This is a genomic window from Halovibrio salipaludis, assembly GCF_002286965.1.
Classification (GTDB): domain Bacteria; phylum Pseudomonadota; class Gammaproteobacteria; order Pseudomonadales; family Oleiphilaceae; genus Halospina; species Halospina salipaludis.
The window spans coordinates 330219-352935 of sequence record NZ_NSKD01000003.1; the positions used below are offsets into that span (position 1 = coordinate 330219).

A 22717-nucleotide genomic window follows, 5' to 3' on the forward strand; every position below is an offset into this window, starting at 1 on the left:
CAATGAGGCAAAAACCGCGACTCCGGTCGCGGTTTTTTATGCCCCGGCTCAGGAGGAGCGGAAGCTCGCCAGGCACTCACCACAGATACGGGCCCCGGCGCCATTGCTCACCATCGCCCCCACTTCGGCCTGAGGGCGCCCGCAGAATGAGCACTGCCCATCCGCCTGCGTCCGGTGGACCTGTTCGTCATCCCGCAACCCCAGCCGGCGCGCGATGGCATCCATCTTGTCGTCATCGAGCTGACTCGCGAGCGATTCAATCTCGCGGTCCAGCTCCTGGTCATCATCACTCATGGTTACGGTTCCCGGTTGGATGTTGGAAGACGGCCCTCACGCGCCAGCCGACGCTGGACCCAGCGGTGATAGAGCGCGGACACAAGACGCTTGATCGGCCCCAGGGAAAGCAGCCAGGCCAGCGGCTTGAGCACCGGAACCCGCCCCATCAGGAGGATATAGGCTGCCATCTCGCTGTGGATACGCCCATCCGCATCCTCGACATGGAGTTCCTGCAGGGCCTGATCCGGGTCGATCCCCCGCTCACGCAGGGCGCCCTCCTGACCGGTGATGTCAAACCAGACCACATGCCGGCCCCCTTTGCCGGCCAGGCGCTCATAGAACTGCCGGTCCCGGATGCAGGCCGGGCAGGAGCCATCGTAGTAAACCACTAACCGGCTCTTCTGGCTGCCCATGATGACCTCCCGCCATGGTGTTGTCAGCCCAGAGGGACAGCGCTACTCTCTGGGAACTTTCAACCATCATAACGAACAGGGAACGGGGACGCCCATCATGGGAGAAGCAAAGAACCGCCAGAAGACCGGAAAACCCAGCCCGCTGAGCCGCAAACGCCGCCGCCAGCGCCTGATCGGCGGCAGCCTGTTCGCCGCAGCCCTGCTGGCCGTGATCGGCGGCGTTTTCTGGCTCACCAACCCATCCCTGTCCGGGCCGTCCTCACTGCCCACGGCGGAAGATCAGCCCCCCTTCCCCGAAGAGCGGGACCGCCTTGGTGTGCGCATCGGTGATCCCGACGCACCAGTGGTTGTGCGCGAATTCGCCGACTTCCAGTGCCCGGCCTGCGCTGACTTCGCCGGGAACCATGACCGGCTGATGGCGGAATACGTGGAGCCGGGCAAGGTCCGCTTTGTATTCTTCGACCTGCCCCTGCGCCAGCACCAGAATGCCGTTCCAGCGGCCAAAGCGGCGCGCTGCGCCGAGGATCAGGATGCCTGGAAGCCCATGCACGACCGCCTCTTCGAGCGCCAGGATGACTGGAGCAGCGCGGACAGCCCGCAGAGCCTGTTCAGCGACTATGCCGCCTCTCTCGGGCTGGAAAGACGGGCTTTCGAACGCTGCATGAGGCTGGACCGGATTGAGCGTGAAGTCCAGGAGAGCCGTAACCTGGCACAGGATCTGAGGGTGACCAGCACCCCCACGGTGATGGTGGACAACATCCCCCTGAGACGCGCCAACTGGGCCCAGTTGGAAGCCCTCATCGAGCGCCAGCTGGAAGCCGCTCAGTGAGCTTCCGGAAGTGTCCCGGGCGTCAGCTTCCCGGCGCTGTCACAGGTGGCCCTGTCACCAGCCCCTGAGCGCCGGATGCGGTCGCCTTCGCTGATGCCCAGCGCCGCCGGCAGCCCCTGGTTCACCTCCAGCGCCATCCAGTGATCCACCCCTGCCGGATAGCTGGCACACCCGGATCCAGACGCTTCCAGGCACGGATCCATATCCTGTACGGAACGCACTACACCCTGGTCATCCAGGAAGAGGATGGTCAGGGGAATGCGCGTCCGGTGCATCCAGAAGCTGTTATCCGGCCCCTGCTCACGGGGGTAGACAAACAGCATACCGGCACGACGCGAGAGCGTTTCCCGACCACTCAACCCCTCCTGCCGGGCAGAGGGCGTAACGGCAAGTTCCGCCTCCAACGGAATCAGGCGCTCATCAGCAGGCAGGCAGAGGGTAACGGAGCCGCCAGCGCCCTCCCCGGGAACGCTGCCGCAGCCAGCAATCACGGCCATGACAATGGGCACCAGCACGCGCACCGTCATTGTTTCCCCCTGAAACGGAAATACACGAACAGCCGCCCGTGATTATCGCGGTCCTTGTCCAGGCGATGGTAACGCTGCTTGATGTCCTTGCGATCCAGGAAGCGCAGGACGCGCTTCTTGAGCTGACCACTGCCCTTGCCGGGAATGATCTCGACGGTCGGAACGCGCTTGCGCTCCGCCTCGTCGATGATGTCCTCCAGCGCCTGCTCGATCCGATCCCCCTTGTTGAAGATGGGATGCAGATCGAGCGTCAGCTTGGCCATGGCATCACTCCCCGGTGATGAAGGAAAGCAGGCCAGTGGCGTTAAGGAAGATGAACAGCACCGCCGCCGGCGCCACAATGCGGGTCACCCACAACCACAGAAGGAAGAGGTTGTGGTGGTTGTGGGTATCGAGCTCCGCGGCCACTGTCGTGGTGCGCATCTTCCAGCCCACAAACAGCGCCACAAAGAGCCCGCCCAGCGGCAGCAGGATATTGCTGGAAATGAACTCGATGGTGTTGAAGATGGTCATGCCCGGCAGCAGGTGGAAGCCGGACCAGGCATTCATGGAAAGGCCGCAGGCGGCACCAAGCAGCCAGATCAGGGCGGAGATGATGGCCGCCGCCTTGACCCGGCCTCCGCCGAAGGATTCGGAGAGATAGGCGACAGCGGGCTCAAGCAGCGACATGCCGGAGGTGATGGCCGCCACCGACAACAGCACGAAGAAGACAACACCAAGCAGCGCACCGAAGGTGATCTCACCGAAGACAATCGGCAGGGTCTGGAACACCAGGCCCGGGCCCTCGCCCGGCTCAAGGCCCACCGTGAACACGATCGGGAAGATCGCGAAGCCGGCCAGCAGCGCCGTCAGGGTGTCCATGCCCACGATCCACCCGGTGCTGACCGGAATGGAGTTCTCCTGCGGCAGGTAAGCGCCGTAGACCATGATCGCGCCCATACCGAGGCTCAGCGTGAAGAACGCCTGCCCCAGGGCCGCGAGTACGGTGTCACCGTCCAGGGCGCCAAAATCGGGGGTGGCCAGGAAAGTCATGGCATCACTAAAGCCTTCGGTGGTCATCCCGTAGATCACCAGCCCCACCAGCAGAAGGAAAAGCAACGGCATCAGCAGCGTCACCGCCCGCTGCAGGCCCTTCTTGACACCGGAAGCCACGATGCCGAACACAATCAGCATGAAGAGCGTGTGCCACCCCAGTACGGCGGAAGGGCTGCTCACAAGGCCATTGAACATCCCTTCGGCGGAATCCGAGGTCATGCCGGCGAAACCACCGATCAGGGCCTCATAGCCGTAATAGAGGGACCAGCCGCCGACGACGCTGTAGAAGGACAGGATCAGGAAACCGGCGATCACGCCCATCCAACCGACCAGGGCCCATTTCTGGTTGAGCCCTTCCTCCCGGGCAATCAGCCGCAGGCTGTTGATGGGACTGCGCCGGCCCTTGCGACCGATGGTGACCTCACCGATGATGATCGGCAGGCCAACCAGCAGGATGCAGGCGAGATACAGTATGACAAAGGCGGAACCGCCGTTTTCGCCCACCAGATAGGGGAAACGCCACAGATTGCCCAGGCCAACGGCGGAACCGGTGGCAGCAAGGATGAAAATCAGACCACTGGACCACTCACCGTGGACCGAGCTTCGCTTCTCATTCATGGTTGAGCCCTTCCCGCTTCTTCTGTTGTTTCTGAAACCTTTGTATAACCGCGAAACCCTAGCCGCTATTAATCACCGGATCAATACTGAAGCGGCTCAGACCGGCGTAAACCAGGGCCCCGCCGCCACAAAATGCGGGTTGTACACACTTTCCTTACCATAGAGCAGCGGCTCGCCCTCAAAGGTCAGGACGCGACCACCGGCCGCCTCCAGCACCGCCTGGGCGGCACCGGTGTCCCATTCACAGGTCGGCCCCACCCGCGGGTAGATATCCGCCTCCCCCTCGGCAATCCGGCAGAACTTCAGCGACGACCCAGCCTGCACCAGACAATGCGGCCCCAGACTCTCAATGAACGCCTCCGTCTCCGCGTTCATATGGTTCTTGCTCGCCACCACCCGCTTCTCCTCCGGCGGCTCAGCCACCTGAAGGCGCACCGTCTCGCCCTCTTTCCGGCGGAAGGCACCACCACTGCACGTGCCCCAGTACTCAATGCCCAGCGCCGGCACCGTCACCACGCCCATCACGGGAACCCCGTTCTCGATCAGCGCAATGTTCACCGTGAACTCACCGCTCTGCTTGATGAAGTCCTTGGTGCCGTCGATCGGGTCCACCAGCCAGAACCGGTCCCAGTCACGGCGCTCCTCCCAGGCCACCTCTTCCTCCTCGGAAAGGATCGGCAGCTTCGGCGACAGTGACCGAAGGCCCTCGACGATACGGTGATGGGACGCCATATCCGCCTCCGTCAGCGGGCTGTCATCCTGCTTCTGCGTCACCTCATAGTCCTGGCGATAGAACGCCATGATCTTCTCACCAGCATCCGCCGCAATGGCCAGAACCTCGGGAACAAGCGCGTCGTAATCCATGCAGACAATCCATAACGGGTGGCTTTAATGGGCGGAATTGTGGCGCTGGCGAGGGGCTGAGTCCAGCGACCCACGATTTTTCGCGCCAGATCCGTTATAATCGGTGACCAATCGCTAACCGTACCGGCCTGCAACACGTTGGACCGGAAAGGGTCCGGCGGCCTCTGACGGGAAGCTCTGGAGCCATGGATGGCGGAAGAGCAGCCTACATGGACGTACTTGTGGCGATTCCCGGCAGAGGCCGCCGGACCCTTTCCAGGCTGCCATCTCACAGGCGGGTACCTGACCAGGGGACCGAACACCACAATGAGTGATCGCCAGAAACCCCGCAGCGGCGAAAAGTTCCGCAGCGAACACGGCATCGCCGCCATCAAAGACGGCCAGAAAGCCTCACGCGCCCAGGAAGCCGAGCGCACCCGCAAGCCCTCCTGGCTGCGTGCCCGCATGCCCGGCGGCGAGCGCTTCGAACAGGTCAAGCGCAACGTCCACGAGCACCGCCTCAGCACCGTCTGCGAGGAATCACACTGCCCCAACATGGGCGAATGCTGGAACAACGGCACCGCCACCATCATGGTCATGGGCTCCGTGTGCACCCGCGCCTGCCGCTTCTGCGCCGTCGACACCGGCAACCCCAAGGGCTGGCTCGACCAGGACGAACCCGAAAACACCGCGCACTCCGTGGAAATGATGGGCCTGCGCTACATCGTGCTCACCTCCGTCGACCGGGACGACCTCGACGACTTCGGCGCCGGCCACTATGCCGACTGCGTGCGCGCCATCAAGCGCCGTACGCCCCATGTGGCCGTGGAAGCGCTGACCCCGGATTTCGACAACATCAACGAACACGTTGAGACCGTCGTGGACTCCGGACTGGAAGTCTTCGCGCAGAACGTGGAAACCGTGGAGCGGCTGACCGAGCGTGTCCGTGACCCGCGCGCCGGTTATAAAAAGACGCTCGACGTGCTGGAACACGCCAAGAAGCACAACCCGAAGGTCATCACCAAGACCAGCCTGATGCTGGGCCTGGGCGAGACCGAGGAAGAGATCCTGGAAACCATGGACGACCTGCGTGCCATTGGCGTCGACATCGTCACCTTCGGCCAGTACCTGCAGCCCACACGTAACCACCTGCCGGTGGAACGCTGGGTGACGCCGGAAGAATTCGAATGGTACAGGGAGAAAGGACTGGAAAAAGGTTTCCTGGAAGTGCCCTCCGGCCCCATGGTGCGCTCAAGCTATCGCGCGGACCGGGTGTTCGAGAAAAACAACCTGGGGCTCTCGGAAGCACCGGAAGTACCGGGCGCCGAGCCGGACCCGAACATCATTCCGGTCAAGACGGTCGGCTGACCACACCATAATGGCGATCGAAAACCGCCATCTCTCCCCCTGTAGGAGCGAGCTTGCTCGCGATTGACCTTCTGACAGGTCTCGATCGCGAGCAAGCTCGCTCCTACATGTTCTACAGGACGGCTGCGGTATCCACCGCATTGGCGTTAACACACCGCGCAACAGACGACAGCAGCGCCTGGAGCGTGGCTGAGGTGGTGTCCTCGGCCAGCGCCGCCGCGCTGTAGACCTCGCCGTTCACCTGGATGCGGATGCACGCCAGTGCGTTGGCACTGGTGCCCTCTCCCAGCGCGAATTCGTCATACGCCTCGACGGCCACGCTCACATCATGGCGCCGCTGCAAGGCGTCAACCACGGCCTCAACCGCGCCCTGGCCGCCGCCCTTCAGCTCGGTACGCTCGCCATTGCCCACCACAACCGACGCCTGGACGCCGTCATCCGTGCGGTGCAGGTCGTAGGTGTGCAGCGTCCAACCCTTCGGCACCTGCAGATAGTCCCGTTCGAACAGCTTATGGATGGTGGATGAATCCACCTCGCCACCAGTGATTTCGGCTTCTTTCTGGACCACCTTGGCGAACTCAATCTGCAGCCAGCGCGGCAGGCTGATGCCATAGTCGCGCTCCAGCACCATGGCCACGCCGCCCTTGCCGGACTGGCTGTTGATGCGCACCACTTCCTCGTAGCGCCGGCCAATGTCCTGGGGATCAATGGGCAGGTAGGCCACGTTCCAGATGTCGTTCTCGCCGTGCTTGGCCATGCACTTGCGGATGGCGTCCTGGTGGCTGCCGGAGAACGCCGTGAACACCAGCTCGCCCGCCCAGGGATGGCGCGGGTGTGTGGCGATCTCGGTGCAGGCTTCCACCACGTCCACGATCTCGGCCATACCGGACAGATCCACTTCCGGGTCGATGCCCTGGGAGTAGAGGTTCATACCGAAGGTCACCAGGTCCATGTTGCCGGTACGCTCGCCGTTGCCCAGCAGCGTGCCCTCGACCCGGTCCGCGCCAGCCATCACCGCCAGTTCGGCAGCCGCAATGGCACAGCCCCGGTCGTTGTGGGTGTGCACGCTCAGGCTGAAGTGATCGCGATAGCGCACATGGTCGCAGAACCACTCGATCTGGTCCGCAAACACGTTGGGTGTGGCCATCTCCACCGTGGCCGGCAGGTTGATGATCACCTGCTGGCCCTGATCCGGGCGCCAGACGTCGTTGACCGCGTCCACCACCTCCACGGCGTAATCCACCTCGGTGGCGGAAAAGCTTTCCGGGGAATACTGGAAGATCCACTCAGTATCGGGATAGTTCTTCGCATGACGCTGGACTTCCTTGGCACCGTCCACCGCGATCTGTTTCACGCCTTCCATGTCCATCTCGAACACCTGCTCGCGCTGGGCGGTGGAGGTGGAGTTGTAGACATGCACGATCGCACTGTGGACGCCGTCCAGCGCCTCGAAGGAACGCTTGATCAGCTCCGGCCGTGCCTGGGTCAGGATCTGGATGCTCACGTCCTCAGGGATGCGGTTCTCCGTGATCAGCTTGCGGCAGAAGTCGAAATCCGGCTGGCTCGCCGCCGGGAAGCCGATCTCGATCTGCTTGTAGCCCAGCTTGACCAGCAGGTCGAAAAGCCGCTGCTTCTGGGCGATGTTCATGGGCTTGACCAGCGCCTGGTTGCCGTCACGCAGATCAACGGCGGAATAGGTCGGCGCCTTCTCGATGACCTGGTTCGGCCAGCGCCGGTCGGTCTTGTTGAGTGGCTTGAAGGGCCGGTATTTGCGATGGTCAAAGGCCATGATCTGCTCCCTGTTGCGTTGCCTGCTGTGCCTGAAATGGATCAAGGCATCGGGGAACCCGTCCGCGCGGCTTCCCGGATGCCTCTGTCTGTTATCAGAACTGGGGGCGAAGCCCCATCGGCACAAGCGTGGGGCAAGCCCCCGGGCCTGCCCTGCCGCCGCGCCTGCGCTGCGGAGGGTGGATCACACCGTCTGCTCCGCTTTCGGGTGCTTGTGACACCCGGTCCAGGGTGGCGTCGCGGACCGCCACCGACGGCCCCTGGTGCGGGGCCGTCTTTCCGGAAGCCTGGCCCGGCGCGGTAACGCCGGCTCACCTCCCGGGGACATGTCCAAGGTAACCAAAATACCGAGCAATGTGTTTGCGAATTTGTGGTTATTTCCGACTATTAGGCAATATTCTGCTACCATTAATCCATTAGTTGGCATTTAATAGCTCACCCACAAAAAACGGCGTTATTCCATGGCAAAAACAGACTCGGAACTGGTCCGGATCGACCGCATTGATCGCCAGATCCTGGAGCATCTCCAGAAGGATGGCGGCCTCACCAACCAGCAGCTGGCCGAGCGCGTCGGCCTCTCGCCCTCGCCCTGCTCTCGTCGCGTCAAGGCACTGGAGGAGGCCGGCATCATCCTGGGCCGCAAGACCCTGCTGGAACGGCGCAAGCTGGGGCTTTCCCTCACCGTCATCCTGCAGATCGGCATGGACCGCCATACCCCGGAGCGGTTCCAGGAATTCGAGGACCAGGTCGCCACCTACCCGGAAGTCCAGGAACTCTACCTGATCACCGGACAGCAGGCGGACTACATCCTCAAGGTGGTAGTGCCGGACATGGAGCACTACCAGCAGTTCCTGCTCAACAAGATCACCCGCATCACCGGCGTCAGCGGCGTGCACTCCAGCTTTGTGATGCGGCGTGTAATCGACAACACGGAGCTGCCACTGAAATACCTCTGAAGGCGGGCTCAGGTTTGCAGTGGCTGCTCGTCCGGCGGTGAGCCGTCATCGCATTTCTTGCATGCGAGCGCCGTGCCGAGCATTGAATCACGCCCCTCGGGGGTAACCACCCAGGGGCGATTGATGAATGGCGGATCATGGCGTACGTGCTGATTGTGACCACAGGCCAGCTGCGCCACCCAGTGACCCTCCTCATCCCGGTGATAACCAGTGATCGGCTGTCTCATGGCAGGGAATAGGTCCCGCTGACATGAGCCACCAGTTCATCACTGCCCTCGGAGAACAGCTGCACCTCGCAGAAGGCGTTGCGGCTGCCCAGTTTCAGAACCTCACCACGGGCGATCAGGTCGCAGCGACCCGGCTTGCGCAGGAAGTTGATGTTGAGGTTGCTGGTGACCGCCATCTGCACCTCACCGAGCGCCCCCAGGACCGCCGCATACATGGTGGCGTCCGCCAGCGCCATCTGCACCGGGCCGGAAAGCGTGCCGCCGGGCCGAACCATTCGCTCGCTGAACGGCACCCGGGCGGTGGCCGCGTGGTGCTCGATTGCCTCAACGCGGAAGTCGATATCCTCGGCCATGGGAACGCCTTCCCGGATCAGCTGCTGCACTTCCTCGGCACTCAATTTCATGCTGTCTCTGTCTCCCGATTACTGCTGGCGTGACCACCACCCTGTACCCTGGCGGACGGACTTCGTAGAATAACCCCTCTCTTACTGAACAGTCACATTCGCCACAGCCCTGACGGACCGACACCTATGCGTGCAAGCCAGTACCTGATCGCCACCCTCAAGGAAACCCCCGCGGACGCCGAGATCGTCAGCCACCAGCTGATGCTGCGCGCGGGCATGATCCGGCGCCTCGCCGGTGGCCTCTACACCTGGCTGCCACTGGGGCTGCGCGTGCTGCGCAAGGTGGAGCGGATTGTGCGCGAAGAGATGGACCGCTCCGGCGCCCAGGAAGTGCTGATGCCGGCCATTCAGCCGGCCGAGCTCTGGCAGGAGAGCGGCCGCTGGGAGGAATACGGGGACGAACTGCTGCGCCTGAAGGACCGTCACGAGCGTGACTTCTGCTACGGGCCTACCCACGAGGAAGTGATCACCGACATCGCCCGCAACGAGCTCAAGAGCTACCGCGACCTGCCGGCGAACTTCTACCAGATCCAGACCAAGTTCCGGGATGAACGCCGCCCGCGCTTCGGGGTGATGCGCTCGCGCGAGTTCCTGATGAAGGACGCCTACTCCTTCCACGCCAGCCCGGAATCGCTGAACGAGACCTACCAGCTCATGGTGGAAACCTACAGCGCCATCTTCCGGCGCCTGGGCCTGGACTTCCGGGCCGTGGAGGCGGACTCCGGCGCCATCGGCGGCAGCAAATCCCAGGAATTCCACGTGCTGGCCAGCTCCGGGGAAGACGCCATCGCCTTCAGCTCCGACAGCGACTACGCCGCCAACACCGAGCTGGCCGAAGCCCTGGCGCCGGAAGGTGAGCGCCCCACCGCCACCGAAACCATGCAGGAAGTGGCCACCCCGGACCAGAACACCATTGACCAGGTCGCCGGTTTCCTGAATACCACACCGGACCGGGTGCTCAAGACCCTGCTGGTCCATGCCCCGAAGGATGAGGACAGCAGCCACCAGCCGCTGGTAGCCCTGGTACTGCGTGGCGACCACACCCTGAACGACCTCAAGGCGGAGCGGCGTGCGGACGTCGCCGAGCCGCTTACCATGGCCAGTGACGAGGAGATCCGCAAGGCGCTGGGCGTGGACGCCGGCTCCATCGGCCCGGTCGGGCTGAAGGTGCCCATGATCGTGGATCATGCCGCCGCGCATCTCGCGGATTTTGTCTGCGGTGCCAACCGTACCGGCTATCACCTGACCGGCGTGAACTGGGAGCGTGATGTTGCCCTGGGCGAAACCGCCGACCTGCGTGAGGTTGAGGAAGGCGATCCCAGCCCGGACGGCCATGGCGTTCTTGGCATCCAGCGTGGCATCGAGGTAGGCCATGTGTTCAAACTGGGCCGCAAGTACAGCGAGGCCATGAACGCCACGGTGCTGGACGAGAACGGCAAGTCCGTACCCATGGACATGGGCTGCTACGGCATTGGCGTCTCGCGCCTGGTGGCCGCGGCCATCGAGCAGAACCATGACGACAGCGGCATCACCTGGCCCACCGCCATCGCCCCCTTCGAGATCGCCATTGTCACGCTCAATGGCCACAAATCTGAGAAGGTGGCCCAGACCGCGGAGAAACTCTACGACCAGCTGCGCCAGACCGGCTACGACGTACTGCTGGATGACCGCAAAGAGCGCCCGGGCGTGAAGTTCGCGGACCTGGAGCTGATCGGCATCCCCCACCGGGTGGTCATCAGTGACCGCGGCCTGGAAGCCGGCACCCTTGAATACAAGGGCCGCACCGATGCGGACAAACAGGATGTGGCGACCGATGACATCATCCGCTTCCTGGCGGCCAGGGTGATCGCGGACTAGACTCCGGGGTATGCGAACCGCCGTCAGCATCGCTGTACTCGGGCTTGCCCTGCTGCTGGCAGGCCCGGCCCATACCGCGACCACTACCCAACCGGATCCGGAACTGCGGTCCAAGCTCCGTGAGGCCGTCAGGGCCTCCGACAGCTTTGATGACCGTTACGATGCCGAGGTCTGGCTGGTGGACATGTCCGGGCGCACCAAACGCTGGCTCGACGACCACGACCGGCGCCTGGACATACTCCGCCTGGTGCACCGCGAGGCCACCCGCCGCGATCTTTCCCCCGAAGTCGTCCTGGCCGTCATCCAGGTGGAAAGCGGCTTTGACCGTTTCGCCATCTCCCCCGTAGGCGCCCAGGGCCTGATGCAGGTCATGCCCTTCTGGAAGAAGGAGATCGGCCGCCCGGACGACAACCTGACCAAGATCGAGACCAACCTGGTCTACGGCACCACCATTCTGGCGCACTACCTGGAAAGGGAAGACGGGGATCTCGCAAAAGCCCTTGCACGGTACAACGGAAGCGTCGGCAAAACCTGGTACGCCGAGCGGGTGTTCAATGCGCTCGAACAGTACTTCCATGTAAACCGTTAAAAAAGCCGAAAGGCTACACTACCCAATGGGAGAGGGTGGCGTATCGCGCGGCACATCGCCGATCTTTTCAACGGAATGGAATTTCCCCTCGCCATCGTAATGGATCATGAAGCTGCCAAAGACTCCCTCATGTTCCATCCACGGCTGGAGAATACGGGCGGGAAAAACAACGGACCGCCCGTCACGCGCCCTTACCCAGACGCGCCAGGCGGTCCCTTCATAGACCCGGAGCCAGTCATCCCGGTGGATCACCACATCCACGATCACTGACTCCCCGGCCATGGCACCTCCGGTTTACTCCGCCAGTTCCAGGAGGAGACGGTTCAGGCGGGAGACGTAGGTGCCCGGATCCTCGATCTCCTGACCACTGGCCAGCGTGGCCTGGTCAAAGATCACCTGGGCCAGATCCGAGAACCGCTCCTCGCCCTGCTCCTTCTCAAGCCGCTGCAGCAGCGGATGATCCACGTTGATCTCAAAGATCGGCTTGGCATCCGGAACCGGCTGGCCGGCGGCTTCCATGATCTTGCGCATCTGCTGGCCCATGTCGTAATCGCCAACCACCAGGCATGCCGGCGACTCGGTCAGGCGCTTGGTGACCTTCACCTCTTTCACCCGGTCCGACAGCACGCCCTGGATACGCTCGACCAGATCCTTGTGCTCCTCGGAGGCCTGCTCCTGTTCCTTCTTCTCTTCTTCGGACTCGACCTCGTCCAGGTCCAGGTCGCCCCGCGAGATGTCCTGCAGATGCTTGCCCTCGTACTCACTGAGGTAGCCCATCATCCATTCGTCGATGCGGTCGGACAGCAGCAGCACCTCGATGCCCTTCTTGCGGAAGATCTCCAGGTGCGGGCTGCTCTTGGCCGCCTGATGGGAGTCCGATGTCAGGAAGTAGATCTTCTCCTGGCCTTCCTTCATGCGGGCCACGTAGTCGTCCAGCGACACGTTCTGGGTGGTCTCGCCGGTGTGCGTGGAGGCGAACCGCAGCAGCGGCGCGATCTTCTCGCGGTTGCCGAAGTCCTCCGCAGGGCCTTCCTTCAGTACCTGACCGAACTGATCCCAGAACTGCTGGTACTTCTCCGGGTCGTTGTTGGCCAGCTTCTTGAGCATGTCCAGGACCCGTTTTGTAAGTGCGGTCCGGAGACTGTTAACCGTGCTGTCGTTCTGAAGAATTTCGCGCGAGACGTTCAGTGACAGGTCGCTGCTGTCGATAACGCCGCGCACGAAGCGCAGGTAAAGCGGCAGGAACTGCTCGGCGTCATCCATGATGAAGACGCGCTGCACGTAAAGCTTGAGGCCGCGCGAGGCATCCCGGTTGTAAAGATCAAAGGGCGCACGACCCGGGATGTAAAGCAGGCTGGTGTAGTTCAGCGTCCCTTCCACCTGATTATGGGACCAGGTCAGCGGGTCCTCGAAGTCATGGGCGATGTGCTTGTAGAACGCCTTGTACTCGTCCTCGGAAACCTCGTTACGCGGCCGGGTCCACAGCGCCGTTGCCTCGTTGACGGTTTCCTCGGCGGGCTGGTCCTCCTGGTTCTCCTCCTCTTCGCCGGTCGGCTCCGGGGGCATACGGACCGGGAAGGAAATATGATCGGAGTACTTCTTCACCAGATGGCGCAGACGGTGGCCATCCGCGAAATCCTTCGCATCCTCACGCAGGTGCAGGACCACGGTTGTCCCCCGCGGCGCGTTTTCAACAGGCTCAATGGTGAACTGACCGTCGCCACTGGAGACCCAGTGCACACCTTCAGAGGAGCCCGTCCCAGCCTTGCGGGTGGTCACTTCCACCTGGTCGGCAACGATGAAGGAGGAATAGAAGCCCACACCAAACTGACCAATGAGCTTGGCGTCCTTCTGCTGGTCACCGGTGAGCTGGTTGAGGAAGTCGGAGGTTCCGGACTTGGCGATGGTGCCCAGGTTCTCGATCACCTCGTCCCGGGTCATACCGATGCCGTTATCCCGGATGGTGATGGTGCCGGCCTCTGAATCGTAGCCCAGATGAATGGCCAGATCCGGATCCTCCTCCAGAAGCTGGTTATTGGACAGGGCCTCGAAACGAAGCTTGTCCTCAGCGTCGGAGGCGTTGGAGATCAGCTCCCGCAGGAAGACTTCCCGGTTGGAATACAGGGAGTTGATCACGATGTTGAGGAGCTGTTTGACCTCGGTCTGGAAGCCGAGGGTTTCTTTCTGTGCTTCGGCAGTCATGATGCGCCGCACTCCTTGATGGTTGTTGCCTGCTTGAACCTGTTGTCAGCTGGCAATCTTGGGGCAGTGCGCGGGATTTCAAGGGGGCAGTATCAGTCCATGATGAAGTGGGCGCGGGCTGTCGCTATGGGCTTGCGCCGGGACTGCTGCCACGCGGTCACGATCACGTTCGCCACCCGGTTGCCCTGGCGGGTCAGGTGGCACTCGCAGAAAGTATCCCGGTCCAGCCCGGCACGCAGGTAGTCGAGGGAAAAGTCCACAATCCGTGGCAGCCGGGGGGTCTCCTGGGACATCATGAGCGAGATCATGGCGGACATCTCAAGGAAGCCACCAATCACGCCACCATGGATGGCAGGCAGGATGGGATTGCCGAGGTTGTCGTCGCTGCGCGGCAGGCGGAACACCACCTCCTCCCCGAAGGTCTCGCATTCCATGCCCAGGGTTCGGGCGTAGGGCACGGCCCGGATCAGGGCCTGGTAATCCCCGGCCTGCAGGGCACTGCGCATTTCACCGGACAGGCTCATTCGTCATCCCCTCCCGTGATCAGGTCGCGGTAGGCCTTGGGCGTGGCTTCCGGGCCGATCCGCATGAAGGTCCCCACACAGTGGGCAATGGTCTGTTCCGGATCCTCCTGGAATGTCTCGCAGCGGGTAAAGATGATATTACTGGTTACCCGGTAGGCCCGCGCCCGTGCGTACACCGGATGCCCCGGCTCAGCCGCCCGCATGTAGTCCACCCGCAGATCGAGCGTGGGGCAGAGCTCGAACTCCGGCAGCGCGCAGATCACCACCGTGCCGGAGGCGGTATCCATCAGTGTGGTGATCGCCCCGCCGTGGATCACCCCGGTCTCCGGGTTGCCCACGATGGCATCGGAATAAGGCAGTTCAACGACCAGCTCATTCTCCGTGGCGGATACAGCCCGGATACCCAGATGCTGGCAGTGACGCAGGGTCCCGATGAAGCGCGAGACCCGTGCGAGCAGGGTTTCATCATTCATGGCGGCTTTGCAATCTGCGTGGAATCCGGCGCACTATAACGGAAACTGACTCCCTTTCACAGACGAGGTACCCTGACCCATGCGGCGCCTGAAACACCTTCACGCCCTTCCGGCCCTGATCCTCACAACCCTTCTCGTGAGCGGCTGCGGCGTCAACCCGGTCACCGGTGAGCGTGAGCTGCGCCTGATTTCCGAGTCCAACGAACTACAGATCGGCAAGGAGCAGTACCAGCCCACCATCCAGACCCAGGGCGGGCGCTATTACCGCGACGAGAAACTCAACAATTACATCTCCGAGGTGGGTCAGTCACTGGCGGACGTCAGCGACCGTACCGACCTCCCCTACGAGTTCACCGTGATCAACAGCGGCGTACCCAACGCCTGGGCCCTGCCCGGGGGCAAGATCGCGATCAACCGGGGCCTGCTCACGGAGCTTGAAAACGAAGCCCAGCTGGCAGCCGTTATGGGGCATGAGATCGTGCACGCAGCAGCCCGCCACAGTGCGCAGCGCATGCAGCGCGGCACCCTTATCAACCTGGGGGTGGCCGGTATAGGCCTGGGCCTGGCACTGAACGGCAATGAATACGCCGGACTGATCATGGGCGGCGCCGCCCTCGGCTCGCAGCTGATCATGGCGCAGTACAGCCGCAGCCATGAGCTGGAATCCGACCGCTACGGCATGCAGTACATGGCCGAGGCCGGCTACAACCCGGAAGCCGCTGTCCAGCTCCAGGAGGTTTTCGTGCGCCTGTCGGAAAACGAGCAGAGCAACTTCGTAACCGGGCTTTTCCGTTCCCACCCACCGTCCCAGGAACGTGTGGAAGCCAACCGCCGGATTGCGGATGAACTGGGGCGCAAAGGCACCTTCGGGGAAGAACGCTATCAGCGCATGATGGCCGGACTACGCAAGGATGCGGATGCCTACGAAGCCTACGACCGGGCCCGTAAGGCCGCGAGCGAAGGAGAGTCCGAAAAGGCGCTGGCACTTCTGGAACAGGCGATTGAACAGGTGCCTGACGAGGCCGCGTTCCGGGAGCTGCGTGCCGACATCCGGATGCAGGAAGGGAAGACCGAATCCGCACTGGCGGACTACAACCGGGCGGTGGAGCTCTACCCGGAGATGTTCAGTTACCGCATCGGACGGGGTCTGGCCCATGAGGAGCTGGAGAACTTTGATGCCGCGGAGCAGGACTTCAAGGCCTCGCTGGACGTCGTTCCCACCAGCATCGCCTATCTTGGGCTCGGCGATGCGGTTTCCGGGCAGGGACGTACCAGCGAAGCCCGCCAGTACTATCAGAAGGCGGCCCAGGGCGAAGGCAGGGTTGGCGACATTGCCCGCCAGCGGCTGGAGTCACTGAGCGGCGGCTAGCGCTGCCCGCACCCGTTCCACCGTGCTTACCGGGGCCTGCTGCATGAAGCAGTGCCCCCCGGGCAGCGTCTCCGCGCCCACATGCCCGTTGAAGGCAACCCATCGTGCCACGGAATCCCGTACGAAATCGTAGGTGGTGTCGCCGTGGATCACCTGGGTGGGGGTCTGCAGCCGCTTCATGGCGCGCCACAATCCACGTGGGTAGCCGGCAAAAATCGCCGCCTCCAGTTCCGGCGGGCACCGCAGCACCACCTGCCCGTCCTGCTCCTCAAGCGCGTGGTCCACATAGGCCTGGAGCGCTTCCGGGGTCCAGCCCCGGAACATGCCTCGCCCTTCCAGGCTTTCCAGAGCCGTGGCACGATCCGGCCACTCACGCCGGCGCTGCCGCGTCTTCTTCGAGAAGCCATTGTTCTGCCAGAGTCCAAGCCAGGTACCAATGCGCATCACCCACAGCATCCGCCTGGAGAAGATGATCGGGTCCAACAGAACGGCACGGTCAAACAGGTCCGGGTCCCGCTCCATCATCAACAGGCTCATGATGCCACCGAAGCTGTGGCCCATGGCGTAATGGCGCTGCCCTTCCCAGAGATGGGCGAATGCCCGCCAGGTTTCCTCGCACAGCTCGGAGGTCCGGTTCCAGCCGAGAAATTCGCCGTTCTCTTCACTGGCGCCATGGCCCTGGACATCACTCAGGAACAGGTCATAGTCCAAGGCAAGGCGCTCCAGGAGGGGCAGATAGACCAGGCTGTTGTAGCCGTTGCCATGGATGAAGTGCACCACCGGTCGGCCACTGGGTTGTGAGCGCCAGCCTGTGACGAGATGGCCCGCGGAGGTGCGACGCTCCCAGTACTGCAATCCGGGAATGGGCGCGGGTGCCGTTTGTGCCAATGCCATGTCCTCCCGTTCTGGATAACCTGCCACCCTGTCATCGGTTCCGGCGCTATGGTACAAAAGGCGTCGGACAATTCAGGTGGGTCTGCGCACGGTCGCGTAGCCTATCACGTTCAACCCGAAACCGCTCTCTACTCAGGGAATCGATCACGATGATTCGAGAACGTTTGAGACCCCTGGCTTCACAGGCCAAGCGCGCCTATGTCCAGCTGATGCTGGACGTGGTCGGTCGCTCCCTGGAAGCCATCAGCCAGGTGGACGATGAAGTCCGCGGCGAAGTGGCCGTCCTCCCGGATGGCTTCCTTTTCTCGATGCAGGTCATGCCGAAGGGCCCGGCCCTGTTCATCCGCAAGCAGCGCGACGGCAGCCTCCAGTATCTGGGCGGCGGCGTGGCCCAGAGGCCCGACCTGAGCATCCAGTTCAAGCACCTGCATCACGCTTTCCTGGTCCTGTCGTTCCAGGAGAAAACCGCCCAGTCCTTCGCCAATGACCGCATGCTGGTGGACGGCGACCTGGGCTATGCGGTGCGCATGACGCGCGTACTCAACCGCCTCGAGACCTTCATCCTGCCGCGGCTGGTTGCCTCCCGCGCGGTCAAGGAATACCCGGATAATCTGGGCCTGCCTGAGAAAGTCTTCAGCGCGGCCCGCATCTATCTGAAAGTGGCAATGAATTTTGTGGACACGGTGAGGTCATCATGAGCTATTACGAATTCTTCTGCCCGGTCAAGGTCATTGCCGGCCAGGCAGCACTGGAACACCTGCCCTACGAGTTCAGTTCCCGCGCGGTGGAACGGCCCATGGTGGTCACCGACAAGGGCGTACGTAACGCGGGCCTTCTGGACAAGGTCCTGTCGGCCTGCGAGGAAGGCGGCATGGACATCACCGTGGTCTATGACGACGTGCCCGCTGACTCCTCCAAGCAGACGGTCACGGCGATCGCGAAGGAATACCGCAAACAGAAGTGCGACGGTATTCTCGCCATCGGCGGCGGCTCGCCCATCGACACGGCCAAGGCGGTGAACATCCTGGTCTCCGAAGGCGGTGATGACATTGCCCAGTACGCCGGCTCCGGCGTGCTCAAGCGCCCGCTGAAGCCATTCTTCGTGATCCCGACCACGGCCGGCACGGGTTCCGAGGTCACCAACGTGGCCGTGATCGCGGATACCGAGAAAGAGGTCAAGCTGCCCTTCGCCTCTGGCTTCATGCTGCCGGACGCTGCTGTCATTGACCCACGCATGACGCTCACCCTGCCGCCACAGATCACCGCAGCCACGGCCATGGACGCCATGACCCATTCCGTGGAAGCCTTCACCTGCCTGGCCAAGAACCCGCTGAGTGACGCCTACGCGGCGGCAGCCATCAAGAAGATCAGCAACAACCTGCTCAAGGTGATGGAAAAGCCGGACGACGCCGAGCGCCGCCTCGAGCTGGCCCAGGCCTCCACTATGGCGGGGATCGCCTTCTCGAACTCCATGGTTGGCCTGGTACACGCCCTTGGCCACTCACTGGGCGCGGCCTGCCACCTGCCCCACGGGCTGTGCATGAGCCTGTTCCTGCCCTACGTGCTGGAATACAACCTGGAAGAGATCCGTGAGCCGCTGAGCGAGCTGCTGCTGCACCTGGCCGGCCCCGAGATCTACGCCATGACGCCCAGGAGCCAGCGTGCCGAGGAGTCCATTGCGACCATCCGCAAGCTGCGTGACGACCTCCATCGCCACTGTGGGCTGCCGCGCACCCTGCAGGAAACCGGCAAGGTCGAGAAGAGCCAGCTGGACCGGATCGCACAGATGACCATCGACGATGGCTCCATCATGTTCAATCCGAAGGAAGCCTCGCTCGAGGATGCCCGGGCGGTGCTGGAAAAGGCCTGGGCCTAAAGCGCCCCGGCCAGTTCCTCAAGCCCCTGGTCACGGCTCACGTCGGCCGCATTCAGGGGCAGCTGGATCAGGGTCATGCCGGGGAAGGCCTGACGTGTCGCCGCGATGTGATCCGCTTCGGACTCGCGGCGCTGGCGGGCAAAATCGCCGTCCGCGCTTTCAGGCAGGACGCGGTTGAGGATGAGCGTATCCACCCGGACGTTCACCTCTTCCAGGGTCGCCACCATGCGACGGGTTTCCTCCCGTGACAGGCGATCCGGATTAAGGACCGGAATGAACCGGGTCCGGTTCGGATCCCTCAGGCGATCCCGCATTGCCATGTAGCGATCCCGGCGCTCCGCCAGAATCCGCGCGGCCCGATCCTCAGGGCTTCCCTCCGACCCCTGCAGCGCACTGCTGGTATCCACCGCCTCCCGGCGTTTTTCCAGAAGCGCCTCCGTCCAGGTGCGCATGACCTCCGGCAACTGCAACAGTTGAAGCGTATGGCCCGTAGGCGCGGTATCGAACACGATCCGGTCGTACCGGTTCTCATTCCCAAGGGTCAGGCGCACCAGTTCATCCAGCAGGGCCGCCTCCTCGGCACCCGGCGCCCCGGCCGCAAGCGAAGCCTGGCGTTCCGCCGCCTCGCGCACCTCCGGGCTGGCCAGGTCGCGCAGGTTCTCACGCACCTGACTGATGTAATTCTCGAGGGCCCTGGCGGGATCCAGCTCCAGCGCTTCCACGCCTTCGGCGACCCGCTTGGGGGATGGTCCCAGGGAGACCAGCCATAGATCCCCCAGGGAGTGGGCCGGATCCGTGGAAATGACCAGCACCCTTTCCCCCTCACGCCCCCTGGCAAGGGCATAAGCGGACGCACAGGTGGTCTTGCCCACGCCTCCCTTGCCGCCGAAGAACACCAGCCGCGCGCCCCCGCCGGTATCCACCGGTGCGGCTTTACGGCCGAAGAGGCGCCCTAGCAGCAACGGAAGCCCTCCAGCGGGGAATGCTCCATGCCCATGCGCTGGTGCCATTCATGGAAGTCCTCCAGCATGAAGGGCACCAGTTCGAGGGTGTAGAAGGCCGCCGGATTGGGCACGCCCAGTGACTCGGACAGCACCATGAGCCGGAACAGATCGTCCCTGCGGCGCTGGGCACGGCGTTCAATCCGGCGATACGGCGCCTGGTACATCTCGTCGTAGAACGCGAACAGGCGCCGCAGCCCTTCCCTAATCATTGTCCGTATCCAGTAGTTCGGAGGGATCGCGCTTCTGGCGCACCGCGTTGATCCCTTCCAGAATCAGCCAGATGTTGAGCACGAAGATCAAACCACCGATCACCACCAGCAGCATGTTGCCCTCCCGCAGGTAGGTGCCGATGTTGATGATCATGCTCCAGATGGTCATCACGCCCACAAACAGGAACGGCACCAGGCTGTAGATGATGGGACGCTTCAGGTGCCAGAGGATGAGCGTCAGGACCAGCAGCGACAGTCCGGCTGTGAGCTGGTTGGTGGTGCCGAACAGCGGCCAGAGCACCATACCCCCGGCCCCTGGATTCGAGGGATCGGCGAAGAACGCCAACGCAGCACAACTCAGGAAAACCAGAACGGTCGCGAAGTTGATGTTGCCCAGGGCTGGCATCCGGTACTGGCGACCGATTTCACCCAGGATGAACCGCTGCAGGCGCATGCTGGTATCCAGGGTGGTCGCAGCGAATGCCACCACCATCATGGACATGAAGGTGGTCGCCACTTCCACGGGAATACCAAGCTGGTTCACATGGTTACCGGCCCCTTCCACGAAAGCCGCAATCCCCTGGCTGCTGGCCTCGGCCCATGAACCGTAATGCTCGTTCCAGTCCCCTACGGTGGCAAAGCCGGCAGCCGTTGCCAGGATGGCCGCAACCGCCAGCAGCCCCTCGCCTGTGGACCCCAGGTAGCCCACAAACCGGGCATCCGTCTCGTGTGCCAGCTGTTTGGAGGAAGTGCCGGAACTGACCAGCCCGTGGAACCCGGAAATCGCACCACAGGCGATGGTCACGAACAGCAGCGGCAGCAGCGGTGGCGCATCATCGGGAACGGCCGTGTTGTACATCGGCGCCACAATCTCGGGTTGCCCGATGAACACACCCAGATAGACCAGCGCGAGGCAGATGAACAGCAGATGCGAGTTGATGAAGTCCCTGGGCTGAAGCAGCAGCCAGACCGGCAGGCGTGAGGCAATGGCGCCGTAACCCAGCATGATCAGCACCCACCAGGCGGTGCTGGAATAGCCCCCCATCTGCTCGGGCAGCCCCAGCGGCGCGAGTGTGCCGGCGTAAACCAGGAACAGCAGCAGGATGAGCCCGGCCAGCGACGGCAGCAGGATGTGCCAGTTGTGACGGTAGACCAGGACACCAATGGTGATGGCGATCGGAATCTGCAGCCAGTACGGCAGCACACTCTCTGGAAAGGTGGAGAAAAGCGTGCCGATGGCCACGGCAAAGACCGCATTCACCATCAACAGCAGGAAGAAGATGATCAGCAGGAAAAGCATCAGCGCCCGCGGGCTGATGACATTGCGGGCGATCACGCCCACCGACTGGCCGCGGTTTCGGACGGATGCCCAGAGCGTGCCGAAGTCATGGATGCCGGCCATGAATACCGTGCCGATCAGCACCCACGCCAGGGCCGGTCCCCAGCCCCAGATCATCGCAATGGCGGGCCCGATGATGGGCGCGGCACCCGCCACGGACGTGAAGTGATGGCCCCAGAGGATGAACTTGTTGGTGGGGACGAAATCCACACTGTCTTCATAGCGACGCGCCGGAGTGCGGTAGTCCGGGCTCAGCTGAAACAGGCGTTCAGCAAGAAAGCGGGAGTAATAGCGGTAACCCAGGAAAAAGACGGCGAACGCCATCAATGCCATCAGCCAGCTTGTCACGGAATCCTCCTGCGGTACCCAGTGAGTGGCGTTACAAGACGGTCTGAAACCTTAACCGCTGAGGCGGCGGGTGTACAGGCCGCCTCTTGAAACCACGGTTTCCGCCCTGCATCTACAAAAATAGAAGGTCATGATGAATCCGTCAGAGTCAGAGGAGGTGACGCTATGGACCTGAAAAAAATCTCCCCGTGGAACTGGTTCCGGAAGGAACAGGAGCAGGCCCGTGAACAACAGAACATGAACGCTGTACCGGCCACCCGGGAAGGCGGATCACAACCCGTAAGCAGTGATCCGGTCACAAGCCTGCACGACCGGATGGATCGCCTCTTTGATGATTTCTACCGCCAGTTCGGCCTTTCCCAGTGGCCAGCGCTGGGTGGCGGCATCACGGAGGATTTCTTCCGGCCGTCGGTGGACATCAAGGAGAGCGACAGACACTACACCCTGCACGTGGATATGCCCGGTGTTGAAAAGGATGACGTGAAAGTCGAGTTGGAGGGGGACGTCCTCGTCATCCGGGGTGAGAAACAACAGGAACGGGACGACAGCGACGACAACTACCATTTCGTCGAGCGCCGCTACGGCGCCTTCCAGCGGATCCTGGATCTGCCCGCGGACGCCAGAGCCGATGACCTCCGGGCGAAGTTCCGCAACGGTGTACTGACCATCACCATTGGCCGTGATCCGGAACAGGCCGGAAGCTCGCGGCGGATCGAAGTGGAGTAACGCGGGTACAGGACCCGCAACGA

At 62.8% G+C, this 22717-nt stretch carries 26 protein-coding genes; 9 read left to right on the plus strand and 17 right to left on the minus strand.

What is annotated here, in order from left to right:
* Positions 1–48 precede the first annotated feature (48 nt).
* Both CK501_RS09250 and CK501_RS09255 read right to left on the minus strand, forming a co-directional pair.
* Positions 49–294 (minus strand): ClpX C4-type zinc finger protein, encoded by a 246-nt coding sequence (locus tag CK501_RS09250; protein WP_095617435.1) that lies wholly within the window; start codon positions 292–294, stop codon positions 49–51.
* A gap of 2 nt (positions 295–296) precedes the next feature.
* Positions 297–689, minus strand: coding sequence for a thiol-disulfide oxidoreductase DCC family protein (locus CK501_RS09255; RefSeq protein WP_095617436.1), 393 nt, complete (start codon positions 687–689; stop codon positions 297–299).
* 97 nt (positions 690–786) lie between these two features.
* Here CK501_RS09255 and CK501_RS09260 point away from each other — a divergent pair, with 97 nt between their 5' ends.
* On the plus strand, positions 787–1518 hold the full coding sequence (locus CK501_RS09260; protein ID WP_095617618.1) for a DsbA family protein: 732 nt from the start codon (positions 787–789) through the stop codon (positions 1516–1518).
* Here the strand turns inward: CK501_RS09260 and CK501_RS09265 are convergent.
* The 4 genes from CK501_RS09265 to cysQ all read right to left on the minus strand — a co-directional run bounded on the left by CK501_RS09265 (position 1512) and on the right by cysQ (position 4562).
* Entirely contained in the window at positions 1512–2045 is a 534-nt protein-coding gene (locus tag CK501_RS09265; protein WP_095617437.1) for a DUF192 domain-containing protein, read from the minus strand. The two genes, CK501_RS09260 and CK501_RS09265, sit on opposite strands and share 7 nt — an antisense overlap.
* Complete coding sequence (locus CK501_RS09270; RefSeq protein ID WP_095617438.1) at positions 2042–2308, minus strand: Smr/MutS family protein; 267 nt, start codon at positions 2306–2308, stop codon at positions 2042–2044. Before CK501_RS09270 ends, CK501_RS09265 begins: the two co-directional genes overlap by 4 nt.
* 4 nt (positions 2309–2312) lie before the next feature.
* The gene (locus tag CK501_RS09275; RefSeq protein ID WP_095617439.1) at positions 2313–3698 is read right to left on the minus strand and encodes a sodium-dependent transporter; all 1386 of its coding nucleotides are present in this window, start codon (positions 3696–3698) and stop codon (positions 2313–2315) included.
* Positions 3699–3794: 96 nt separating this feature from the next.
* Positions 3795–4562 carry a 3'(2'),5'-bisphosphate nucleotidase CysQ gene (gene cysQ, locus CK501_RS09280; protein WP_095617440.1) on the minus strand — a complete coding sequence of 256 codons (768 nt, stop codon included), beginning with the start codon at positions 4560–4562 and terminating at the stop codon, positions 3795–3797.
* Positions 4563–4868: 306 nt separating this feature from the next.
* Between cysQ and lipA the strand changes: the two genes are divergently transcribed.
* Entirely contained in the window at positions 4869–5909 is a 1041-nt protein-coding gene (lipA, locus tag CK501_RS09285; protein ID WP_095617441.1) for a lipoyl synthase, read from the plus strand.
* Positions 5910–6021: 112 nt separating this feature from the next.
* On the opposite strand, the gene CK501_RS09290 is transcribed toward lipA, so the two are convergent.
* Positions 6022–7698 (minus strand): 2-isopropylmalate synthase, encoded by a 1677-nt coding sequence (locus CK501_RS09290; RefSeq protein ID WP_095617442.1) that lies wholly within the window; start codon positions 7696–7698, stop codon positions 6022–6024.
* Positions 7699–8158: 460 nt separating this feature from the next.
* Between CK501_RS09290 and CK501_RS09295 the strand changes: the two genes are divergently transcribed.
* Entirely contained in the window at positions 8159–8653 is a 495-nt protein-coding gene (locus CK501_RS09295) for an Lrp/AsnC family transcriptional regulator (protein WP_095617443.1), read from the plus strand.
* 8 nt (positions 8654–8661) lie between these two features.
* Here the strand turns inward: CK501_RS09295 and CK501_RS09300 are convergent, their stop codons facing one another.
* The gene (locus CK501_RS09300; protein WP_095617444.1) at positions 8662–8880 is read right to left on the minus strand and encodes a DUF3565 domain-containing protein; all 219 of its coding nucleotides are present in this window, start codon (positions 8878–8880) and stop codon (positions 8662–8664) included.
* Complete coding sequence (locus tag CK501_RS09305) at positions 8877–9284, minus strand: PaaI family thioesterase (protein WP_095617445.1); 408 nt, start codon at positions 9282–9284, stop codon at positions 8877–8879. The genes CK501_RS09300 and CK501_RS09305 overlap by 4 nt, the downstream gene beginning before the upstream one ends.
* A gap of 126 nt (positions 9285–9410) precedes the next feature.
* Between CK501_RS09305 and CK501_RS09310 the strand changes: the two genes are divergently transcribed.
* Together CK501_RS09310 and CK501_RS09315 are read left to right on the plus strand one after the other, a co-directional pair.
* A complete protein-coding gene (locus CK501_RS09310; protein ID WP_095617446.1) occupies positions 9411–11141 on the plus strand; it encodes a proline--tRNA ligase in 1731 nt (576 codons plus the stop codon).
* Between the two features lie 10 nt (positions 11142–11151).
* Entirely contained in the window at positions 11152–11730 is a 579-nt protein-coding gene (locus CK501_RS09315) for a lytic transglycosylase domain-containing protein (protein WP_095617447.1), read from the plus strand.
* A gap of 18 nt (positions 11731–11748) precedes the next feature.
* Here CK501_RS09315 and CK501_RS09320 read toward each other — a convergent pair whose 3' ends face one another.
* From CK501_RS09320 to CK501_RS09335, 4 genes are all read right to left on the minus strand, one after another.
* The gene (locus CK501_RS09320) at positions 11749–12012 is read right to left on the minus strand and encodes a DUF2835 family protein (RefSeq protein WP_095617448.1); all 264 of its coding nucleotides are present in this window, start codon (positions 12010–12012) and stop codon (positions 11749–11751) included.
* A gap of 12 nt (positions 12013–12024) precedes the next feature.
* The gene (gene htpG / locus CK501_RS09325) at positions 12025–13932 is read right to left on the minus strand and encodes a molecular chaperone HtpG (RefSeq protein ID WP_095617449.1); all 1908 of its coding nucleotides are present in this window, start codon (positions 13930–13932) and stop codon (positions 12025–12027) included.
* Between the two features lie 92 nt (positions 13933–14024).
* The gene (locus CK501_RS09330; protein ID WP_077530863.1) at positions 14025–14456 is read right to left on the minus strand and encodes a PaaI family thioesterase; all 432 of its coding nucleotides are present in this window, start codon (positions 14454–14456) and stop codon (positions 14025–14027) included.
* Positions 14453–14929, minus strand: coding sequence for a PaaI family thioesterase (locus CK501_RS09335; protein WP_095617450.1), 477 nt, complete (start codon positions 14927–14929; stop codon positions 14453–14455). The genes CK501_RS09330 and CK501_RS09335 overlap by 4 nt, the downstream gene beginning before the upstream one ends.
* Before the next feature lie 79 nt (positions 14930–15008).
* On the opposite strand from CK501_RS09335, the gene CK501_RS09340 reads away from it, so the two are divergent.
* Positions 15009–16298 (plus strand): M48 family metallopeptidase, encoded by a 1290-nt coding sequence (locus CK501_RS09340; RefSeq protein ID WP_095617451.1) that lies wholly within the window; start codon positions 15009–15011, stop codon positions 16296–16298.
* On the opposite strand, the gene CK501_RS09345 is transcribed toward CK501_RS09340, so the two are convergent.
* A complete protein-coding gene (locus CK501_RS09345; RefSeq protein ID WP_095617452.1) occupies positions 16281–17192 on the minus strand; it encodes an alpha/beta hydrolase in 912 nt (303 codons plus the stop codon). The two genes, CK501_RS09340 and CK501_RS09345, sit on opposite strands and share 18 nt — an antisense overlap.
* 149 nt (positions 17193–17341) lie before the next feature.
* On the opposite strand from CK501_RS09345, the gene CK501_RS09350 reads away from it, so the two are divergent.
* A complete protein-coding gene (locus CK501_RS09350) occupies positions 17342–17890 on the plus strand; it encodes a hypothetical protein (RefSeq protein ID WP_095617453.1) in 549 nt (182 codons plus the stop codon).
* Entirely contained in the window at positions 17887–19068 is a 1182-nt protein-coding gene (locus CK501_RS09355) for an iron-containing alcohol dehydrogenase (RefSeq protein WP_095617454.1), read from the plus strand. Before CK501_RS09350 ends, CK501_RS09355 begins: the two co-directional genes overlap by 4 nt.
* On the opposite strand, the gene CK501_RS09360 is transcribed toward CK501_RS09355, so the two are convergent.
* Genes CK501_RS09360 through CK501_RS09370 form a run of 3 tightly spaced genes read right to left on the minus strand, consistent with a single transcriptional unit; the run spans position 19065 to position 21968 of the window.
* Positions 19065–20030 (minus strand): ArsA family ATPase, encoded by a 966-nt coding sequence (locus tag CK501_RS09360; protein ID WP_158223086.1) that lies wholly within the window; start codon positions 20028–20030, stop codon positions 19065–19067. The genes CK501_RS09355 and CK501_RS09360 overlap by 4 nt on opposite strands.
* Positions 20021–20281: a cory-CC-star protein gene (locus CK501_RS09365; RefSeq protein WP_095617456.1), complete on the minus strand. Its 261-nt coding sequence runs from the start codon at positions 20279–20281 to the stop codon at positions 20021–20023. Before CK501_RS09365 ends, CK501_RS09360 begins: the two co-directional genes overlap by 10 nt.
* Complete coding sequence (locus tag CK501_RS09370) at positions 20274–21968, minus strand: carbon starvation CstA family protein (protein ID WP_332888972.1); 1695 nt, start codon at positions 21966–21968, stop codon at positions 20274–20276. Before CK501_RS09370 ends, CK501_RS09365 begins: the two co-directional genes overlap by 8 nt.
* 165 nt (positions 21969–22133) lie before the next feature.
* Here CK501_RS09370 and CK501_RS09375 point away from each other — a divergent pair, with 165 nt between their 5' ends.
* On the plus strand, positions 22134–22694 hold the full coding sequence (locus tag CK501_RS09375; RefSeq protein ID WP_095617457.1) for an Hsp20/alpha crystallin family protein: 561 nt from the start codon (positions 22134–22136) through the stop codon (positions 22692–22694).
* The last annotated feature ends 23 nt before the right edge of the window (positions 22695–22717 follow it).

Excerpts from the sequence above, each read along its gene's own strand:
- CK501_RS09345 (WP_095617452.1), bottom strand. The coding sequence starts at position 17,192 with ATGGCATTGGCACAAACGGCACCCGCGCCCATTCCCGGATTGCAGTAC.
- CK501_RS09250 (WP_095617435.1), bottom strand. The coding sequence starts at position 294 with ATGAGTGATGATGACCAGGAGCTGGACCGCGAGATTGAATCGCTCGCG.
- lipA (WP_095617441.1), top strand. The coding sequence starts at position 4,869 with ATGAGTGATCGCCAGAAACCCCGCAGCGGCGAAAAGTTCCGCAGCGAA.
- htpG (WP_095617449.1), bottom strand. The coding sequence starts at position 13,932 with ATGACTGCCGAAGCACAGAAAGAAACCCTCGGCTTCCAGACCGAGGTC.
- CK501_RS09275 (WP_095617439.1), bottom strand. The coding sequence starts at position 3,698 with ATGAATGAGAAGCGAAGCTCGGTCCACGGTGAGTGGTCCAGTGGTCTG.
- CK501_RS09310 (WP_095617446.1), top strand. The coding sequence starts at position 9,411 with ATGCGTGCAAGCCAGTACCTGATCGCCACCCTCAAGGAAACCCCCGCG.
- CK501_RS09375 (WP_095617457.1), top strand. The coding sequence starts at position 22,134 with ATGGACCTGAAAAAAATCTCCCCGTGGAACTGGTTCCGGAAGGAACAG.
- CK501_RS09300 (WP_095617444.1), bottom strand. The coding sequence starts at position 8,880 with ATGAGACAGCCGATCACTGGTTATCACCGGGATGAGGAGGGTCACTGG.
- CK501_RS09255 (WP_095617436.1), bottom strand. The coding sequence starts at position 689 with ATGGGCAGCCAGAAGAGCCGGTTAGTGGTTTACTACGATGGCTCCTGC.
- CK501_RS09290 (WP_095617442.1), bottom strand. The coding sequence starts at position 7,698 with ATGGCCTTTGACCATCGCAAATACCGGCCCTTCAAGCCACTCAACAAG.
- CK501_RS09335 (WP_095617450.1), bottom strand. The coding sequence starts at position 14,929 with ATGAATGATGAAACCCTGCTCGCACGGGTCTCGCGCTTCATCGGGACC.
- CK501_RS09355 (WP_095617454.1), top strand. The coding sequence starts at position 17,887 with ATGAGCTATTACGAATTCTTCTGCCCGGTCAAGGTCATTGCCGGCCAG.
- CK501_RS09330 (WP_077530863.1), bottom strand. The coding sequence starts at position 14,456 with ATGAGCCTGTCCGGTGAAATGCGCAGTGCCCTGCAGGCCGGGGATTAC.
- CK501_RS09365 (WP_095617456.1), bottom strand. The coding sequence starts at position 20,281 with ATGATTAGGGAAGGGCTGCGGCGCCTGTTCGCGTTCTACGACGAGATG.
- CK501_RS09340 (WP_095617451.1), top strand. The coding sequence starts at position 15,009 with ATGCGGCGCCTGAAACACCTTCACGCCCTTCCGGCCCTGATCCTCACA.
- CK501_RS09305 (WP_095617445.1), bottom strand. The coding sequence starts at position 9,284 with ATGAAATTGAGTGCCGAGGAAGTGCAGCAGCTGATCCGGGAAGGCGTT.
- CK501_RS09295 (WP_095617443.1), top strand. The coding sequence starts at position 8,159 with ATGGCAAAAACAGACTCGGAACTGGTCCGGATCGACCGCATTGATCGC.
- CK501_RS09270 (WP_095617438.1), bottom strand. The coding sequence starts at position 2,308 with ATGGCCAAGCTGACGCTCGATCTGCATCCCATCTTCAACAAGGGGGAT.
- CK501_RS09265 (WP_095617437.1), bottom strand. The coding sequence starts at position 2,045 with ATGACGGTGCGCGTGCTGGTGCCCATTGTCATGGCCGTGATTGCTGGC.
- CK501_RS09350 (WP_095617453.1), top strand. The coding sequence starts at position 17,342 with ATGATTCGAGAACGTTTGAGACCCCTGGCTTCACAGGCCAAGCGCGCC.
- cysQ (WP_095617440.1), bottom strand. The coding sequence starts at position 4,562 with ATGGATTACGACGCGCTTGTTCCCGAGGTTCTGGCCATTGCGGCGGAT.
- CK501_RS09315 (WP_095617447.1), top strand. The coding sequence starts at position 11,152 with ATGCGAACCGCCGTCAGCATCGCTGTACTCGGGCTTGCCCTGCTGCTG.
- CK501_RS09320 (WP_095617448.1), bottom strand. The coding sequence starts at position 12,012 with ATGGCCGGGGAGTCAGTGATCGTGGATGTGGTGATCCACCGGGATGAC.
- CK501_RS09260 (WP_095617618.1), top strand. The coding sequence starts at position 787 with ATGGGAGAAGCAAAGAACCGCCAGAAGACCGGAAAACCCAGCCCGCTG.